This is a genomic window from Enterobacter soli ATCC BAA-2102 (genome assembly GCF_001654845.1).
GTDB lineage: Bacteria > Pseudomonadota > Gammaproteobacteria > Enterobacterales > Enterobacteriaceae > Enterobacter > Enterobacter soli.
The window spans coordinates 124420-142045 of record NZ_LXES01000038.1; the positions used below are offsets into that span (position 1 = coordinate 124420).

General features: G+C 54.7%; 14 protein-coding genes. 13 read left to right on the forward strand and 1 reads right to left on the reverse strand.

Features of this window, described 5'->3' with window-relative positions; translation table 11 throughout:
* Nucleotides 1–25: 25 nt before the first annotated feature.
* From msbA to M987_RS13150, 6 genes are all read left to right on the forward strand, one after another.
* A complete protein-coding gene (msbA, locus tag M987_RS13125) occupies nucleotides 26–1774 on the forward strand; it encodes a lipid A ABC transporter ATP-binding protein/permease MsbA (protein ID WP_014069586.1) in 1749 nt (582 codons plus the stop codon).
* The gene (gene lpxK / locus M987_RS13130; protein WP_014069587.1) at nucleotides 1771–2748 is read left to right on the forward strand and encodes a tetraacyldisaccharide 4'-kinase; all 978 of its coding nucleotides are present in this window, start codon (nucleotides 1771–1773) and stop codon (nucleotides 2746–2748) included. The genes msbA and lpxK overlap by 4 nt, the downstream gene beginning before the upstream one ends.
* 44 nt (nucleotides 2749–2792) lie before the next feature.
* Entirely contained in the window at nucleotides 2793–4022 is a 1230-nt protein-coding gene (locus M987_RS13135; RefSeq protein ID WP_014069588.1) for a winged helix-turn-helix domain-containing protein, read from the forward strand.
* Nucleotides 4023–4067: 45 nt separating this feature from the next.
* Nucleotides 4068–4250 (forward strand): protein YcaR, encoded by a 183-nt coding sequence (ycaR, locus tag M987_RS13140; protein ID WP_014069589.1) that lies wholly within the window; start codon nucleotides 4068–4070, stop codon nucleotides 4248–4250.
* Nucleotides 4247–4993, forward strand: coding sequence for a 3-deoxy-manno-octulosonate cytidylyltransferase (kdsB, locus tag M987_RS13145; RefSeq protein ID WP_014069590.1), 747 nt, complete (start codon nucleotides 4247–4249; stop codon nucleotides 4991–4993). The genes ycaR and kdsB overlap by 4 nt, the downstream gene beginning before the upstream one ends.
* A gap of 144 nt (nucleotides 4994–5137) precedes the next feature.
* Nucleotides 5138–6031: a YcbJ family phosphotransferase gene (locus tag M987_RS13150; protein ID WP_014069591.1), complete on the forward strand. Its 894-nt coding sequence runs from the start codon at nucleotides 5138–5140 to the stop codon at nucleotides 6029–6031.
* Here M987_RS13150 and elyC read toward each other — a convergent pair.
* Nucleotides 6008–6787, reverse strand: coding sequence for an envelope biogenesis factor ElyC (elyC, locus tag M987_RS13155; protein WP_064555866.1), 780 nt, complete (start codon nucleotides 6785–6787; stop codon nucleotides 6008–6010). The two genes, M987_RS13150 and elyC, sit on opposite strands and share 24 nt — an antisense overlap.
* A gap of 124 nt (nucleotides 6788–6911) precedes the next feature.
* Here elyC and cmoM point away from each other — a divergent pair, with 124 nt between their 5' ends.
* From cmoM to M987_RS13190, 7 genes are all read left to right on the forward strand, one after another.
* Nucleotides 6912–7697, forward strand: a complete 786-nt coding sequence (gene cmoM / locus M987_RS13160; protein ID WP_014069593.1) for a tRNA uridine 5-oxyacetic acid(34) methyltransferase CmoM — start codon at nucleotides 6912–6914, stop codon at nucleotides 7695–7697.
* Nucleotides 7694–9016: a chromosome partition protein MukF gene (mukF, locus tag M987_RS13165; RefSeq protein WP_014069594.1), complete on the forward strand. Its 1323-nt coding sequence runs from the start codon at nucleotides 7694–7696 to the stop codon at nucleotides 9014–9016. The genes cmoM and mukF overlap by 4 nt, the downstream gene beginning before the upstream one ends.
* Nucleotides 8997–9701 (forward strand): chromosome partition protein MukE, encoded by a 705-nt coding sequence (mukE, locus tag M987_RS13170; RefSeq protein WP_014069595.1) that lies wholly within the window; start codon nucleotides 8997–8999, stop codon nucleotides 9699–9701. Before mukF ends, mukE begins: the two co-directional genes overlap by 20 nt.
* A complete protein-coding gene (gene mukB / locus M987_RS13175) occupies nucleotides 9701–14149 on the forward strand; it encodes a chromosome partition protein MukB (protein ID WP_014069596.1) in 4449 nt (1482 codons plus the stop codon). Before mukE ends, mukB begins: the two co-directional genes overlap by 1 nt.
* Before the next feature lie 180 nt (nucleotides 14150–14329).
* The gene (gene ldtD / locus M987_RS13180) at nucleotides 14330–16153 is read left to right on the forward strand and encodes a L,D-transpeptidase (protein WP_014069597.1); all 1824 of its coding nucleotides are present in this window, start codon (nucleotides 14330–14332) and stop codon (nucleotides 16151–16153) included.
* A 176-nt stretch (nucleotides 16154–16329) separates the two neighbouring features.
* The gene (gene mepK / locus M987_RS13185) at nucleotides 16330–16881 is read left to right on the forward strand and encodes a peptidoglycan L,D-endopeptidase MepK (protein ID WP_014069598.1); all 552 of its coding nucleotides are present in this window, start codon (nucleotides 16330–16332) and stop codon (nucleotides 16879–16881) included.
* A gap of 20 nt (nucleotides 16882–16901) precedes the next feature.
* Entirely contained in the window at nucleotides 16902–17549 is a 648-nt protein-coding gene (locus M987_RS13190; protein ID WP_014069599.1) for an MBL fold metallo-hydrolase, read from the forward strand.
* Nucleotides 17550–17626 lie beyond the last annotated feature (77 nt).

Consider the following 17626-nt stretch of genomic DNA (forward strand, 5'->3'; position numbering starts at 1 on the left):
ATTTCAACAAGTGCTGGTTTTTTGAATGCATAACGACAAAGATCTCTCCACGTGGCAAACGTTCCGCCGACTCTGGCCGATGATTGCACCTTTTAAAACAGGCTTGATCGTGGCGGGTGTAGCGTTAATCCTCAACGCAGCCAGCGATACTTTTATGCTATCGCTTCTCAAACCGTTACTGGATGACGGTTTTGGTAAAACGGATCGCTCAGTGCTGCTATGGATGCCTCTGGTGGTTATCGGACTGATGATCTTACGCGGTATCACCAGCTATATTTCCAGCTACTGCATTTCATGGGTGTCGGGAAAAGTGGTTATGACCATGCGTCGTCGACTGTTCAGTCATATGATGGGGATGCCAGTCTCTTTCTTTGACAAGCAGTCTACCGGGACGTTGTTGTCACGTATCACTTACGACTCAGAGCAAGTTGCGTCCTCCTCCTCCAGCGCACTGATTACCGTTGTGCGTGAAGGTGCGTCGATCATCGGCCTGTTTATCATGATGTTCTATTACAGCTGGCAGCTGTCGATCATCCTCATTGTTCTGGCACCGATTGTCTCTATTGCGATCCGCATGGTTTCTAAGCGTTTCCGTAATATCAGTAAGAACATGCAGAACACCATGGGGCAGGTGACGACCAGCGCGGAGCAGATGCTGAAAGGGCATAAAGAAGTGTTAATTTTCGGCGGTCAGGAAGTCGAAACAAAACGCTTTGATAAGGTCAGCAACAAGATGCGTCTCCAGGGGATGAAAATGGTGTCGGCCTCCTCAATTTCCGACCCGGTCATTCAGCTGATTGCGTCTCTGGCGCTGGCGTTTGTCCTGTATGCTGCAAGCTTCCCAAGCGTGATGGAAACCCTGACTGCCGGTACCATCACCGTGGTCTTCTCCTCGATGATTGCGCTGATGCGTCCGCTGAAATCTCTGACCAACGTGAACGCGCAGTTCCAGCGCGGTATGGCGGCTTGTCAGACACTGTTCAGCATCCTGGATTCCGAACAGGAAAAAGACGAAGGCAAACGCGTTATTGAGCGCGCCCAGGGTGACGTTGAATTCCGTAACGTCACCTTCACCTACCCGGGCCGCGAAACCCCTGCGCTGCGCAACATCAGCCTGAATATTCCGGCGGGTAAAACCGTTGCGCTGGTGGGACGTTCTGGTTCAGGTAAGTCTACTATTGCCAGCCTGATCACGCGTTTCTACGACATTAACGAAGGTGAGATCCTGTTAGACGGCCACGACCTCAGGGAATACACACTGCAATCGCTGCGTAATCAGGTTGCGCTGGTGTCCCAGAACGTCCATCTGTTTAACGATACGGTTGCCAACAACATCGCTTATGCTCGTACTGAAGAGTACAGCCGCGAGCAGATTGAAAACGCTGCGCGCATGGCCTACGCGATGGACTTTATCAACAAGATGGATAACGGACTTGATACGGTCATCGGTGAGAACGGTGTCCTGCTCTCGGGTGGCCAGCGTCAGCGTATCGCCATTGCGCGCGCGCTGCTGCGCGATAGCCCAATCCTGATCCTCGATGAAGCGACCTCAGCACTGGATACGGAATCTGAGCGAGCCATTCAGTCTGCGCTGGATGAACTGCAAAAGAACCGCACGTCACTGGTGATTGCGCACCGTCTGTCGACTATCGAGCAGGCGGATGAAATCGTTGTTGTTGAAGATGGCCTGATTGTCGAACGTGGCAGCCATGCCGATCTGCTGGCGCATCGTGGCGTTTACGCCCAGCTTCACAAGATGCAGTTTGGCGAATGATCGCACGCATCTGGTCAGGTGAATCCCCACTGTGGCTGTTGCTTTTGCCGCTCTCCTGGCTTTACGGTCTGGTGAGCGGTGTCATCAGCCTGCTTTATCGTCTGGGGATAAAACGTGCCTGGCGTGCGCCGGTTCCTGTTGTGGTGGTCGGTAATCTGACTGCCGGTGGAAATGGCAAAACGCCGGTCGTTATCTGGCTGGTGGAACAACTTAAAGCGCGCGGTATTCGCGTTGGGGTGGTATCGCGCGGTTACGGTGGTAAAGCGGCTAAGTATCCGTTGTTGCTGACATCCGACACGCTGACGAGTGAAGCAGGTGATGAGCCTGTTTTAATCTACCAGCGAACAGGTGCTCCTGTTGCGGTGTCGCCTGTACGTAGCGAAGCGGTTCAGGCTCTCCTCGCTGAACATGACGTACAAATCATCATCACTGACGACGGTCTGCAACATTACGCGCTGGCGCGTGACAAAGAGATTGTGGTCATTGATGGCGTTCGTCGTTTTGGCAATGGCTGGTGGTTACCCGCCGGGCCGATGCGCGAACGTGCTTCCCGACTCAAGTCAGTTGATGCGGTCATTGTGAATGGTGGCGTGGCGCAGCAGGGTGAAATTCCTATGCATCTCCATCCTGGACTGGCCGTGAATTTGCTGACCGGGGAACGCAAGGCCGTTGCGCAACTTCCCGCTCTGGTCGCGATGGCGGGGATTGGGCATCCACCTCGTTTCTTCGCTACTCTGGAGCAATGCGGGGCAAGGATTGAGAAGCGTGTCCCACTGGCCGACCATCAGGCATTGGTGCCGGAACAGGTTGCAGCATTTACCGTTCCCGGGCAGACGCTTATCATGACAGAAAAAGACGCAGTGAAATGCCGCCCCTTTGCAAAAGAGAACTGGTGGTATCTGCCGGTTGACGCTGAACTCAGCGGTGAGCAACCGGAACAATTGCTAAAGGACCTGATTGCGTTGATGCATTAGTCGCAAACGCGGTTCTGGTGGCGCTTTGACTGACAGGAAAACGCATGTCTTTACCGCAACTCTCACTCTCAGCCGCACGTAATCTACACCTTGCCGCGCAGGGGCTGCTGAAAAAGCCCCGTCGCCGCGCACAACCTTCCGATATCCTTTCCACCGTGCAGCGCATGTCGCTGCTGCAAATTGACACCATTAACATCGTGGCTCGTAGCCCCTATCTGGTGCTGTTTAGCCGTCTGGGCGCGTATCAGCCTCAGTGGCTGGACAACGCGCTCAGCCAGGGCGAGTTAATGGAATACTGGGCGCATGAAGCCTGTTTCCTGCCGCGCAGCGATTTTTCGCTGGTACGCCACCGGATGCTCTCCCCGGATAAAATGGGCTGGAAATACCGTCAGGAGTGGATGCGGGAGCACGCTGCGGAAATCGAACAACTGATTGCCCATATTCAGGAAAACGGCCCGGTTCGTTCGGTTGATTTTGAGCATCCGCGAAAAGGAGCGAGCGGCTGGTGGGAGTGGAAACCGCACAAGCGCCATCTTGAAGGGCTGTTTACTTCAGGAAAGGTGATGGTGATAGAACGTCGCAATTTTCAGCGAGTGTATGACCTCACGCACCGCGTAATGCCGCACTGGGATGACCAGCGAGACCTGCTCTCGCAGGGGGATGCCGAAGCCATCATGTTGGCAAACAGCGCCCGCAGTCTGGGGATCTTTCGCCCGCAGTGGCTGGCGGATTACTACCGGCTTCGCCAGCCAGCGCTAAAACCTCTGCTGGATATGTGGCAACAGGCGCAGCGTGTTATTCCGGTTGAAGTCGAAACGCTCGGTGAGATGTGGCTGGACGCCGATTTGCTGCCCCTGTTGCCGCAGGCGCAGGAGGGTAAGCTCCAGGCGACGCACAGCGCGGTGCTTTCACCTTTTGATCCGGTGGTCTGGGACAGAAAACGTGCCGAGCAGCTGTTTAACTTCAGCTACCGGCTGGAGTGCTACACCCCGGCGCCAAAACGTCAGTACGGCTATTTCGTTTTACCGCTGCTGCATAAAGGGCAACTGGTCGGGCGTATGGATGCCAAGATGCACCGCAAAACGGGCGTACTCGAGGTTATCGCTCTCTATCTTGAAGAGGGGATAAAAGTGACCGCGACGCTTGAAAAAGGGTTAGCCACCGCAATGACGGATTTTGCCGTCTGGCAGGGCGCCCGGGAAGTGACGCTGGGGCGTTTACCTGACGGACTGTTTACTGCCTGTCGAAGTGGCTGGGAAACAGGCACTCCCTGAAAAGGGATTGTGATAAGCTTTAGGGATTACCCATACGGAGGAACTATGGATCACCGTTTACTTGAAATTATTGCCTGCCCGGTGTGCAACGGCAAACTGTACTACAGCCAGGATAAACAAGAACTGATTTGCAAACTGGACAGCCTGGCTTTCCCTCTGCGTGACGGTATTCCGGTTCTGCTGGAAAACGAATCCCGTTCACTGGTGGCAGAAGAGAGCAAACCATGAGTTTTGTTGTCATTATTCCTGCGCGTTATGCTTCAACACGCCTGCCAGGTAAGCCGCTGGTGGATATCAACGGCAAGCCAATGATTGTGCATGTCCTCGATCGCGCCCGCGAATCGGGTGCCGATCGCGTCATCGTGGCAACCGATCACCCTGATGTCGCCCGTGCGGTAGAAGCAGCGGGTGGCGAAGTGTGCATGACTCGTGTCGATCACCAGTCTGGTACCGAGCGTCTGGCTGAAGTGGTCGAAAAATGCGGTTTCAGTGACGATACCGTCATTGTAAACGTGCAGGGCGATGAGCCGATGATCCCGGCGGTGATTATCCGCCAGGTTGCGGAAAATCTGGCCCAGCGTAAGGTAGGAATGGCTACGCTTGCAGTACCTATTCACCACGCGGAAGAAGCGTTCAACCCGAATGCGGTGAAAGTGGTGATGGACGCAGAAGGCTACGCGCTTTATTTCTCCCGTGCGACGATCCCGTGGGATCGCGATCGTTTTGCCGCGTCGAAAGAGGCGATTGGCGATACGTTCTTACGCCATCTGGGGATTTATGGCTACCGCGCAGGCTTTATCCGCCGCTATGTCACCTGGGCACCAAGTCCGCTGGAACATATCGAAATGCTCGAACAGCTTCGCGTGCTGTGGTACGGCGAGAAGATCCACGTTGCCGTCGCTCAGGAAGTCCCTGGCACAGGGGTTGACACGCCAGAAGATCTCGAACGCGTTCGCGCAGAGCTGCGTTAATCTCTCAGCATCCCCTCGCCAGGGGGGATGTTTCACCGCCTGGGCTTTTCTCCTTTTTCTTTCCCATAATTGATCTCATTCGGGTGACAACCGTCGCCAGCACGCTCATTATAAAAGCAGTAGTCTTAATGGGGGTAATCTCATATGGAACAGCTGCGTGCCGAACTTAGCCATCTGCTTGGCGAGAAATTAAGCCGGGTTGAGTGCGTGAATGAGAAGGCAGACACCGCACTATGGTCATTGTATGACAGTCAGGGAAACCCAATGCCGCTGATGGCCAGAAGTTTTACCTCGCCGGGTGTCGCCAGACAGCTGGCCTGGAAAATGTCGATGCTGGCAAGGGAAGGAACGGTGCGGATGCCAACGGTATACGGCGTGATGACGCACGAAGAACACCCCGGCCCGGATGTGCTTTTGATTGAACGGTTACGCGGGGTGTCCGTCGAAGCCCCGGCTCGTACGCCGGAACGCTGGGAGCAACTAAAAGATCAGATTGTTGAAGCGCTGCTCGCATGGCATCGACAGGATAGCCGCGGTCTGGTGGGGGCTGTCGATAGCACACAGGAAAATTTGTGGCCTCTCTGGTATCGCCAGCGCGTTGAAGTGTTATGGGGAACGCTAAACCAGTTCAGCAATACCGGCCTGTCCATGCAGGATAAACGTATCCTATTTCGCACCCGCGAATGCTTGCCGGCCTTGTTTGAAGGGTTTAACGACAACTGCGTGCTGATCCATGGCAATTTTACCCTGCGCAGCATGTTAAAAGACTCCCGCAGCGATCAGCTGCTGGCGATGGTAGGGCCCGGGGTCATGCTCTGGGCACCCCGTGAGTTCGAGCTGTTCAGGCTAAACGACAGCGCTTTCGCGGAAGGGTTGCTGTGGCATTACCTGCAACGCGCGCCAGTTGCTGAGGCATTTATCTGGCGACGCTGGCTCTATCTGTTATGGGATGAAGTGGCGCAACTGGTTAATACCGGGCGATTTAATCGCGCCAACTTCGATCTCGCGACAAAATCACTCCTGCCCTGGCTCGCCTGACGAGCCTTTTAGCCACTGCCAGATGCGCCCGAGCGTCTCGTAGCCCACGCGATCGCTGTGCATCAACCATACCGGGGACGGGATCGCCCGTTCCCACGGGTTAAGAGGCGCAGAGATAGCCATCTGGTTGGCGGGGGCCGGCAGCGGGTGTAAACCCTGTTTCTCGAAGAAAATCATCGCTCTGGGTAAGTGCGACGCCGATGTCACCAGTAAGAATGGCGCATCGCCAATGGCTTGTTTCACCGCAGCCGCTTCTTCTTCCGTGTCTTTTGGGCTGTCCAGCGTGATGATCGATGTACGCGGTACGCCCAGTGATTCAGCTACTCTGGCACCAGCTTCTGCAGTGCTGACCGGATTCGTTTTTGCCGCCGCCCCCGTGAAAATCATCTTAGCTCCCGGATTCGCCAGCCACAGGCGGATGCCTTCGTTTAGCCGGGGAAGACTGTTATTGATCAGGTTCGAGCTTGGCGCCCACTGTGGATCCCAGGTGTAACCGCCACCCAGCACCACGATATATCCGATTTTCTGATTTCCCTGCCAGGTCGGGTACTTATTTTCAATCGGGCGCAATAAGCTATCCGCGACGGGTTGCAGGCTTAACAGCAGCAACGCCAGCCAGCCGAGCGTAATGATCGATTTGCCACTTTTCTGAAAGCGGCTAAACCACACCAGCGCCAGGCCCAGGGCGATAAGCATCAGCAGCAACGGAAGGGGAAGCATCATGCCTCCAATGGTTTTTTTCAGGGTAAAAAGCATCCTTTTTGGTTCCTTTTTTGACCATACAGCAGGCGATTACCTGTGATCTTACACCAGAGAGGTTCATTCTCCGCCCGGGTATGACAAAATAGCGGTTTTGCTGTTAGCGAGTGGAACTCTCCCAATGCGGGATCGCAATTTTGATGACATCGCGGAAAAGTTTTCGCGCAACATTTATGGCACCACCAAAGGTCAGCTGCGGCAGACGATCCTCTGGCAGGATCTGGACAAGCTGCTTGCTGATTTCGGTGACCGCAAGTTGCGCGTGCTGGATGCCGGTGGCGGGGAAGGTCAGACTGCCATTCTGATGGCACAGCGGGGTCATCACGTCACGCTTTGCGATTTGTCCGCTGAGATGGTTGCGCGCGCGCAACGTGCGGCAGAAGAGAAAGGTGTGAGCGACAACATGCATTTTATACATTGCGCCGCTCAGGACATCCCGCAGCATTTGGAAACTCAGGTTGATCTGATATTGTTTCATGCTGTGCTCGAATGGGTGGCCGAACCGCAAGCGGTCTTAAAAACGTTGTGGTCGATGTTGTGCCCCGGCGGTGCGTTATCGCTGATGTTCTACAATGCAAATGGCCTGCTGATGCGTAACGTCCTGGTGGGCAATTTTGGCTACGTGCAGCAGGGTATGTATAAAAAGAAACGACGCACGCTTTCACCGGATTTCCCGCGCGAACCGCAGCAGGTTTACGGCTGGCTGGAGGAGATCGGCTGGGAGATCACCGGTAAAACAGGCGTGAGGGTGTTTCATGATTATCTGCGTGATAAACAAAAACAGCATGACTGTTTAGACGCCTTAACAGAAATAGAAACGCGGTATTGCCGCCAGGAGCCTTACCTGAGCCTTGGCCGCTACATTCACGTCACCGCGCGTAAGCCGCAGAGCAAGGATAATCTATGAGTGAATTTTCCCAGACAGTCCCCGAACTGGTTGCCTGGGCCAGGAAAAATGATTTCTCCATCACGCTGCCGGTAGACCGTCTCTCTTTCCTGCTGGCGGTTGCTACGCTGAACGGCGAGCGTCTGGATGGAGAAATGAGCGAGGGTGAACTGGTGGATGCGTTCCGCCATGTCAGTGATGCGTTTGAGCAAACCAGCGAAACCATTAGCGTGCGTGCCAACAACGCGATCAACGATATGGTGCGTCAACGTCTGCTGAACCGCTTTACCAGCGAGCAGGCGGAAGGAAACGCCATTTATCGTCTGACGCCACTGGGCATCGGTATCACCGATTACTACATCCGCCAGCGCGAATTCTCGACGCTGCGCCTTTCTATGCAGCTGTCCATCGTGGCAGGCGAGCTTAAGCGCGCGGCAGATGCGGCGGATGAAAACGGTGATGAGTTCCACTGGCACCGCAATGTTTATGCGCCGCTGAAATATTCGGTGGCGGAAATTTTCGACAGTATCGACCTGACCCAGCGTCTGATGGACGAACAGCAGCAGCAGGTTAAAGACGATATTGCCCAGTTGCTGAATAAAGACTGGCGAGCGGCGATTTCCAGCTGTGAACTTTTGCTGTCAGAAACGTCCGGTACGCTGCGTGAATTGCAGGATACGCTGGAAGCGGCAGGCGATAAGCTTCAGGCCAACCTGCTGCGTATTCAGGATGCGACTCTGGCGCACGACGATCTGCATTTTGTCGATCGTCTGGTCTTTGATCTGCAAAGTAAGCTCGACCGTATTATCAGCTGGGGTCAGCAATCTATCGACTTGTGGATTGGCTACGATCGCCACGTGCATAAATTTATCCGTACCGCGATCGATATGGACAAAAACCGCGTCTTTGCCCAGCGTCTGCGCCAGTCGGTGCAAACCTATTTTGATGCGCCATGGGCATTGACCTACGCCAACGCTGACCGTCTGCTCGATATGCGTGACGAAGAGATGGCGCTGCGCGATGAAGAGGTGACAGGGGAACTGCCACCGGATCTCGAATACGAAGAATTCAACGAAATTCGCGAACAACTTGCAGCGATGATCGAAGAACAGCTCGCCGTCTACAAAACCAGACAAGTGCCGCTGGATCTCGGGCTAGTGGTGCGCGACTATCTGGCGCAATATCCACGGGCGCGCCATTTCGATATTGCACGTATTGTTGTCGATCAGGCGGTTCGCCTGGGCGTAGCACAAGCAGATTTCACCGGCCTGCCACCGAAATGGCAGCCGATTAACGATTACGGAGCCAAGGTACAGGCGCATGTCATTGACAAATATTGAACAAGTGATGCCAGTTAAGCTGGCACAGGCGCTGGCGAATCCGTTGTTTCCGGCGCTGGACAGCCAGCTGCGTGCCGGTCGTCATATTGGCCTTGACGAGCTGGATAATCACGCCTTTTTGATGGATTTCCAGGAGTACCTGGAAGAATTTTACGCGCGTTATAACGTTGAGCTTATCCGTGCGCCGGAAGGTTTTTTCTACCTGCGTCCGCGTTCCACCACGCTTATCCCTCGCTCAGTGCTTTCAGAGCTGGATATGATGGTTGGTAAAATTCTTTGCTATCTCTATCTCAGCCCGGAACGTCTGGCAAATGAAGGGATCTTCACCCAGCAGGAGCTTTACGACGAGCTGCTGTCGTTGGCAGACGAAAGCAAACTGCTCAAGCTGGTGAATAACCGCTCTACGGGTTCGGATCTCGATCGTCAGAAATTACAGGAAAAAGTGCGTTCTTCCCTGAACCGCCTGCGTCGTCTGGGTATGGTCTGGTTTATGGGCCATGACAGCAGCAAGTTCCGCATCACCGAATCCGTCTTCCGCTTTGGCGCTGATGTGCGTGCGGGCGACGATGCCCGTGAAGCGCAGCTGCGCATGATCCGTGATGGTGAAGCGATGCCGGTGGAAAACCAATTGCAGCTCAATGAAGAGCATGAAGAGAACCAGGCGGATAGCGGGGAGGAAGAGTAATGATTGAACGCGGTAAATTTCGCTCACTAACGCTGATTAACTGGAACGGTTTCTTTGCCCGAACCTTCGATCTGGATGAGCTGGTTACGACGCTCTCCGGCGGTAACGGTGCGGGTAAATCCACGACCATGGCGGCGTTTGTCACAGCGCTTATCCCGGATTTAACGCTGCTGCACTTCCGTAATACCACCGAAGCAGGGGCAACCAGCGGCTCTCGTGATAAAGGCCTGCACGGTAAGCTGAAAGCCGGTGTCTGTTATTCCGTGCTGGACGTGATCAACTCCCGACACCAGCGTGTTGTCGTGGGTGTGCGTTTACAGCAGGTTGCCGGGCGCGACCGTAAAGTGGATATTAAACCTTTTGCGATTCAGGGGCTGCCAACGTCTGTGCAGCCGACTGCGCTGCTGACGGAAACACTGAACGAACGCCAGGCGCGCGTGCTGACGCTGCAAGAGCTAAAAGATAAGCTCGAAACTATCGAAGGCGTGCAGTTCAAGCAGTTCAACTCGATTACTGATTACCACTCGCTGATGTTCGACCTGGGCGTGGTGGCTCGTCGTCTGCGCACTGCGTCTGACCGTAGTAAATACTACCGTCTGATTGAAGCCTCGCTGTACGGCGGTATTTCCAGTGCCATTACCCGCTCCCTGCGCGACTACCTGTTGCCGGAAAACAGCGGCGTGCGTAAAGCTTTCCAGGATATGGAAGCGGCGCTGCGTGAAAACCGCATGACGCTGGAAGCCATTCGCGTGACTCAGTCCGATCGCGACCTGTTTAAACATCTGATCAGCGAAGCCACTAACTACGTGGCCGCTGATTACATGCGTCATGCCAACGAGCGCCGGGTGCATCTCGACCAGGCGCTTGAGTATCGTCGCGAACTGTTCACCTCCCGCAAACAGCTGGTGGCCGAACAGTACAAACACGTTGAGATGGCGCGTGAGCTGGGCGAGCACAACGGTGCTGAAGGGGACCTTGAGGCCGATTATCAGGCCGCCAGCGATCACCTGAACCTGGTGCAAACTGCGCTGCGTCAGCAGGAAAAAATCGAGCGCTACGAAGCGGATCTCGATGAGCTGCAAATTCGTCTCGAAGAGCAAAATGAAGTGGTGGCTGAAGCCGCCGACATGCAGGACGAGAACGAAGCCCGCGCCGAAGCCGCCGAGCTGGAAGTGGATGAGCTGAAAAGCCAGCTTGCTGATTACCAGCAGGCGCTGGACGTTCAGCAGACGCGTGCCATTCAGTACAACCAGGCATTGCAGGCATTACAACGTGCGAAAGAGCTGTGCCATCTGCCGGACTTAACGCCGGAAAGCGCTGACGAATGGCTGGACACCTTCCAGGCGAAAGAGCAGGAAGCGACCGAAAAACTGCTGTCGCTCGATCAGAAAATGAGCGTGGCGCAAACGGCGCACAGCCAGTTTGAGCAAGCGTATCAACTGGTTGTGGCCATTAACGGCCCACTGGCGCGTAACGAAGCGTGGGACGTTGCCCGTGAATTGCTGCGCGATGGCGTGAACCAGCGCCATCTGGCCGAGCAGGTTCAGCCACTGCGGATGCGCCTGAACGAACTGGAACAGCGTCTGCGCGAACAGCAGGAAGCCGAGCGTCTGCTGGCCGATTTCTGCAAGCGTCAGGGCAAACATTACGATATCGACTCTCTCGAGACACTGCATCAGGAGCTGGAAGCACGTATTGCCGCGCTTTCCGACACCGTATCCAGCGCCAGCGAACAGCGTATGACGCTGCGCCAGGAGATGGAACAACTTCAGTCCCGTTCTCAGACGCTGTTGCAGCGTGCGCCAGTCTGGCTTGCCGCGCAAAGCAGCCTGAGCCAGCTCAGCGAGCAGTGCGGTGAAGAGTTTGAGTCCAGTCAGCAAGTCACCGAATATCTGCAACAACTGCTGGAGCGCGAGCGCGAGGCAATTGTTGAGCGTGATGAAGTCGGCGCACGTAAGCGTGATGTTGATGACGAAATTGAACGTTTAAGTCAGCCGGGTGGTGCGGAAGACGCACGCCTGAATACCCTGGCAGAACGTTTTGGCGGCGTGCTGCTGTCCGAGATTTACGATGACGTGGGTCTGGATGATGCGCCGTACTTCTCTGCGCTGTATGGCCCGTCCCGTAACGCGATTGTCGTCCCGGATCTGTCGCTGATTGCCGATCAGCTTGCCGGTCTGGAAGATTGCCCGGAAGACCTCTATCTGATCGAAGGGGATCCGCAGTCGTTCGATGACAGCGTGTTCAGCGTGGATGAGCTGGAAAAAGCGGTAGTAGTGAAAATCGCTGACCGTCAGTGGCGTTATTCCCGCTTCCCTGAACTGCCATTGTTTGGCCGCGCAGCGCGTGAAAACCGCATCGAAAGTCTGCACGCCGAGCGTGAAACGCTCTCTGAGCGTTTTGCGACCCTGTCGTTTGACGTACAGAAAACCCAGCGTCTGCACCAGGCGTTCAGCCGCTTTATCGGTAGCCATCTGGCCGTTGCTTTTGAAGCGGATCCGGAAGCCGAAATTCGCAAGCTCAGCACGCGTCGTGGTGAGCTGGAGCGCGCCATTGCCAATCATGAAAGCGATAACCAGCAGAGCCGTGCGCAATTTGAGCAGGCGAAAGAGGGCGTTGCCGCGCTAAACCGCATTCTGCCGCGCCTGAACCTGCTGGCAGACGACACCCTTGCTGACCGTGTGGATGAAATTCAGGAACGCCTGGACGAAGCACAGGAAGCTGCACGCTTTGTGCAGCAGCATGGCAACCAGCTGGCGAAACTGGAGCCGATCGTTTCGGTATTGCAGAGCGATCCTGAACAGTTTGAACAGTTAAAAGAAGATTACGCCTGGTCTCAGCAGGTACAGCGCGAAGCACGCCAGCAGGCATTTGCGCTGACCGAAGTCGTTCAGCGTCGTGCTCACTTTGGCTACTCTGATTCAGCAGAAATGCTGAGCGGCAACAGTGATCTTAACGAGAAGCTGCGCCAGCGTCTTGAGCACGCCGAAGCAGAGCGTACCCGTGCCCGTGAAGCGATGCGTAGCCACGCCGCGCAGCTTAGCCAGTACAGCCAGGTCATGGCCTCGCTGAAAAGCTCGTTCGACACCAAGAAAGAGCTGTTAAACGACCTGCATAAAGAGCTCCAGGATATTGGCGTGCGTGCCGACAGCGGCGCCGAAGAGCGTGCGCGTATTCGTCGTGACGAGCTGCATAGCCAGCTCAGCAACAACCGCGCGCGCCGTAATCAACTGGAAAAAGCACTGACCTTCTGTGAAGCGGAGATGGATAACCTGACCCGTCGTCTGCGCAAGCTGGAGCGCGATTACTTTGAGATGCGTGAGCAGGTGGTGACCGCGAAGGCGGGCTGGTGCGCGGTGATGCGCATGGTGAAAGACAATAACGTTGAACGTCGTCTGCACCGTCGCGAGCTGGCTTACCTGTCTGCGGACGAACTGCGCTCTATGTCGGATAAGGCATTGGGTGCCCTGCGTCTGGCGGTGGCAGATAACGAACACCTGCGCGATGTGCTGCGTATGTCGGAAGATCCAAAACGTCCTGAGCGTAAAATTCAGTTCTTCGTGGCCGTTTACCAGCACCTGCGCGAGCGTATTCGTCAGGATATCATCCGTACCGACGATCCGGTCGAAGCCATCGAACAGATGGAAATCGAGCTGGGCCGTCTGACGGAAGAACTGACTTCACGTGAGCAGAAGCTGGCGATCAGCTCCCGCAGCGTGGCAAACATTATTCGTAAGACTATCCAGCGCGAGCAGAACCGTATTCGTCAGCTGAACCAGGGGCTGCAAAGCGTATCCTTTGGCCAGGTGAACAGCGTGCGCCTGAACGTGAACGTGCGTGAAGCCCACGCCACGCTGCTGGATGTGTTATCTGAACAGCATGAGCAGCATCAGGACCTGTTCAACAGCAACCGCCTGACCTTCTCGGAAGCGCTGGCGAAGCTGTATCAGCGTCTGAATCCGCAGATCGATATGGGCCAACGTACGCCGCAAACCATTGGTGAAGAGTTGCTGGATTACCGTAACTACCTGGAAATGGAAGTTGAGGTTAACCGTGGTTCCGACGGCTGGCTGCGTGCGGAATCTGGCGCACTCTCTACCGGTGAAGCTATCGGTACGGGTATGTCGATTCTGGTGATGGTTGTTCAGAGCTGGGAAGATGAAGCGCGTCGTCTGCGCGGCAAAGACATCTCTCCATGCCGTCTGCTGTTCCTTGATGAAGCGGCACGTCTTGATGCCCGCTCGATTGCCACGCTGTTTGAGCTCTGCGATCGTCTTGATATGCAGCTCATCATCGCAGCGCCTGAGAACATCAGCCCGGAAAAAGGCACAACCTATAAGCTGGTGCGTAAAGTGTTCCAGAATAGCGAACACGTACACGTGGTCGGGTTGCGCGGTTTCGCACCGCAGCCGCCGGAGTCGATGCCAGGAACGGCCGACGCGTCTTAACGCGTTTTGTTACAAAGGGCGGCGCAGAAGCGCCGCTTTTTTTATTCACTTAACTTGTGCTTACGGCTGCGTTATCTTTAAACTTCTTTACATAAGGTAAGGCAACACTATTTATGCCTTCCTATACTGAAGAAAAGCCCCAATGTGATGGGCATGTCGTAAGAAAACAGGGGGCAAGGGATGTTGCTAAAGAAAAGTCGTGGTCGTCAACTGTCTGCACTGAGTTTGTGCCTGGCAGTGATGTTTGCTCCACTGTTAACTGCACAGGCTGATGAGCCTGAAATTGTGCCGACTGACAGCTCTGCAACGACAGGCGCGCAGCCAACATCGTTGTCTCAGCCGCTGGAGCAATCTCCGGCGACGGCTATCATGGCCGGTATTAAGCCACTGCCGGAAGGCATTAACATTGAATCACTCCAGCAACAGCTTCTGACGGGGCTGCCTTCGGGTTACAAACCCGCTTATCTTAATCAACTAACGCTGCTCTACGCTGCGCGCGATATGAAGCCTATGTGGGATAATCGCGATGCGGTCCGTGCTTTCCAGCAACAGCTGGCAGAGGTGGCTATCGCCGGTTTTCAGCCGCAATTTACCGCCTGGGTTGAACTGCTGACTGACCCGTCCGTGACCGGCCAGGCGCGTGATATCGTGCTGTCAGATGCCATGATGGGCTACCTTCAGTTTGTCGCCGGAATTCCGGTCAATGGGAATCGCTGGCTCTACAGCGACAAGCCTTACAAGCTGGCAACCCCTGCGATATCGGTGATTAACCAGTGGCAATTGTCGCTGGACAACGGCAATTTGCCGGGCTTTATTGCAAGCCTTGCACCGGCACATCCGCAGTATGGCCCTATGCATCAGTCGTTACTCACGCTGGTGTCTGATACCCGTCCGTGGCCGCAGCTACGTGGCGCGGGCTCATTGCGTCCGGGGCAGTGGAGCAGTGATGTGCCTGCTTTGCGCGAAATTCTCCGGCGCTCCGGTATCCTGGATGGCGGACCAAAAATTGCTTTACCCGGTGACGATCCGCAGAGCGCAGTGGTAAGCCCGTCAGCACCTGCGAAAGTGAAAAACGTGCAGCCTGTCAGTGATAAACCGGCTGCCTACGACCGCGAGCTGGTGGCTGCTGTTAAGCAATTCCAGGCCGCACAGGGACTGGGGTCCGACGGTGTCATTGGTCAATCAACGCGAGACTGGTTGAACGTCACCCCAGCGCAGCGAGCTGGTGTACTGGCGCTGAATATCCAGCGTCTGCGCTTGCTGCCAGGGACGCTATCGACCGGCATTATGGTGAATATTCCGGCGTACTCGCTGGTGTATTACCAGAACGGCAGTGAGGTTCTGGCCTCCCGCGTGATTGTAGGTCGCCCGGACCGCAAAACGCCGATGATGAGCAGCGCCCTGAATAACGTCGTGGTTAACCCGCCGTGGAATGTACCGCCAACGCTTGCCCGCAAGGATATTCTGCCGAAAGTGTGGAATGATCCGGGCTATCTGGAACGTCATGGCTATACCGTAATGCGCGGCTGGAACAGCAAAGAGGCGATTGACCCTTACATGGTTGACTGGTCAACCATTACGGCGTCTAACCTGCCGTTCCGTTTCCAGCAGGCACCTGGCGCGCATAACTCGCTCGGGCGTTACAAATTCAACATGCCGAGTTCGGAAGCGATTTATCTGCACGATACGCCAAACCACAACCTGTTCCAGAAAGATACCCGTGCGCTGAGCTCTGGTTGCGTTCGCGTCAATAAAGCCTCTGAGCTTGCGAATATGCTGTTGCAGGATGCGGGCTGGAACGATACGCGGATATCTGATGCGCTGAAACAAGGAGATACACGCTACGTTAATATTCGACACAATATTCCGGTTAATCTTTACTATCTGACCGCGTTTGTTGGCGAAGATGGGCGTACCCAGTATCGTACAGATATTTACAATTACGATCTCACCGCGCGATCGGGCGCACAAATTTTGCCAAAAGCTGAACAATTAATCAGGTAAATGAAGTAGTTCGGGAAAATCGATTGTCGTAAGTTATGGTGAATGCGTGGCAATATGGCTGTAGGCCGCGTGTTTACTGGGGTTGGACGCCTTGACGTAGGTTGTTTTGCCAGTTAAGGTGCCCTTCGTGCGCTAAGCATATATACGATAAACATTGACCTGTAGACCTGATTATCATGGACAAATTTGACGCTAATCGCCGCAAACTGCTGGCGTTAGGTGGTGTTGCGCTTGGCGCAGCGGCCATCTTGCCTACGCCAGCATTTGCCACCCTCTCGACACCTCGTCCGCGTATTTTAACGCTCAACAATCTGCATACTGGTGAGTCGCTTAAAGCGGAATTTTTCGATGGCAGAGGCTATATTCAGGATGAATTAGCAAAACTAAACCATTTTTTCCGTGATTTCCGCGCGAATAAAATAAAAGCCATCGATCCTGGATTATTTGATCAGCTTTTCCGCCTCCAGGGCCTGCTCGGAACCAGCAAGCCAGTGCAACTCGTTTCCGGTTATCGCTCTCTTGATACCAATAATGAACTGCGCGCCCATAGCCGTGGGGTAGCTAAAAAAAGCTATCACACTAAAGGACAGGCGATGGATTTTCATATTGAAGGCGTTTCGTTAGCCAATATTCGCAAAGCTGCGTTATCTATGCGTGCAGGTGGTGTAGGATATTACCCCAGCAGCAACTTTGTGCATATTGATACCGGGCCCGTTCGGCACTGGTAATAACGAAATACAGGAGCAGTATGAACTATCGTATTATTCCGGTTACCGCGTTCTCCCAGAACTGTTCATTAATCTGGTGTGAGCAAACCAAACTGGCCGCGCTTGTCGATCCCGGTGGTGACGCCGAGAAAATCAAGCAAGAAGTCGCAGCGTCGGGTGTGACGCTGATGCAGATTTTGCTGACCCATGGTCATCTTGATCATGTGGGGGCTGCGGCGGAGCTGGCGCAACACTACGGTGTGCCGGTGATTGGCCCGGAAAAAGAAGATGAGTTCTGGCTGCAAGGGTTACCTGCCCAAAGCCGCATGTTTGGCCTTGATGAGTGTCAACCTCTGACACCCGATCGTTGGCTGAACGAAGGAGAGAGCGTTACCGTAGGGAATGTGACTTTACAGGTGTTGCATTGTCCTGGGCATACGCCAGGCCATATCGTCTTCTTTGATGATAAATCGCGTTTGCTGATTTCCGGTGATGTGATTTTCAAAGGTGGCGTAGGACGCAGCGACTTCCCGCGCGGCGACCACGGTCAGCTGATTCAGGCGATTAAACAGAAATTATTGCCGCTGGGTGATGATGTGACGTTTATCCCTGGACATGGCCCGATGTCGACGCTGGGTTATGAGCGTATACACAATCCGTTCCTCCAGGATGAAATGCCTGTCTGGTAAGCCAGATTAAATAAAAAAAGCCTGCATGATGCAGGCTTTTTTATTTGTCGGGTGAGTGAAAACACCCGACAGGATTT

Excerpts from the sequence above, each read along its gene's own strand:
- mukB (WP_014069596.1), top strand. The coding sequence starts at position 9,701 with ATGATTGAACGCGGTAAATTTCGCTCACTAACGCTGATTAACTGGAAC.
- mukE (WP_014069595.1), top strand. The coding sequence starts at position 8,997 with ATGTCATTGACAAATATTGAACAAGTGATGCCAGTTAAGCTGGCACAG.
- lpxK (WP_014069587.1), top strand. The coding sequence starts at position 1,771 with ATGATCGCACGCATCTGGTCAGGTGAATCCCCACTGTGGCTGTTGCTT.
- kdsB (WP_014069590.1), top strand. The coding sequence starts at position 4,247 with ATGAGTTTTGTTGTCATTATTCCTGCGCGTTATGCTTCAACACGCCTG.
- mukF (WP_014069594.1), top strand. The coding sequence starts at position 7,694 with ATGAGTGAATTTTCCCAGACAGTCCCCGAACTGGTTGCCTGGGCCAGG.
- elyC (WP_064555866.1), bottom strand. The coding sequence starts at position 6,787 with ATGCTTTTTACCCTGAAAAAAACCATTGGAGGCATGATGCTTCCCCTT.
- ycaR (WP_014069589.1), top strand. The coding sequence starts at position 4,068 with ATGGATCACCGTTTACTTGAAATTATTGCCTGCCCGGTGTGCAACGGC.
- cmoM (WP_014069593.1), top strand. The coding sequence starts at position 6,912 with ATGCGGGATCGCAATTTTGATGACATCGCGGAAAAGTTTTCGCGCAAC.
- M987_RS13135 (WP_014069588.1), top strand. The coding sequence starts at position 2,793 with ATGTCTTTACCGCAACTCTCACTCTCAGCCGCACGTAATCTACACCTT.
- ldtD (WP_014069597.1), top strand. The coding sequence starts at position 14,330 with ATGTTGCTAAAGAAAAGTCGTGGTCGTCAACTGTCTGCACTGAGTTTG.
- M987_RS13190 (WP_014069599.1), top strand. The coding sequence starts at position 16,902 with ATGAACTATCGTATTATTCCGGTTACCGCGTTCTCCCAGAACTGTTCA.
- M987_RS13150 (WP_014069591.1), top strand. The coding sequence starts at position 5,138 with ATGGAACAGCTGCGTGCCGAACTTAGCCATCTGCTTGGCGAGAAATTA.
- mepK (WP_014069598.1), top strand. The coding sequence starts at position 16,330 with ATGGACAAATTTGACGCTAATCGCCGCAAACTGCTGGCGTTAGGTGGT.
- msbA (WP_014069586.1), top strand. The coding sequence starts at position 26 with ATGCATAACGACAAAGATCTCTCCACGTGGCAAACGTTCCGCCGACTC.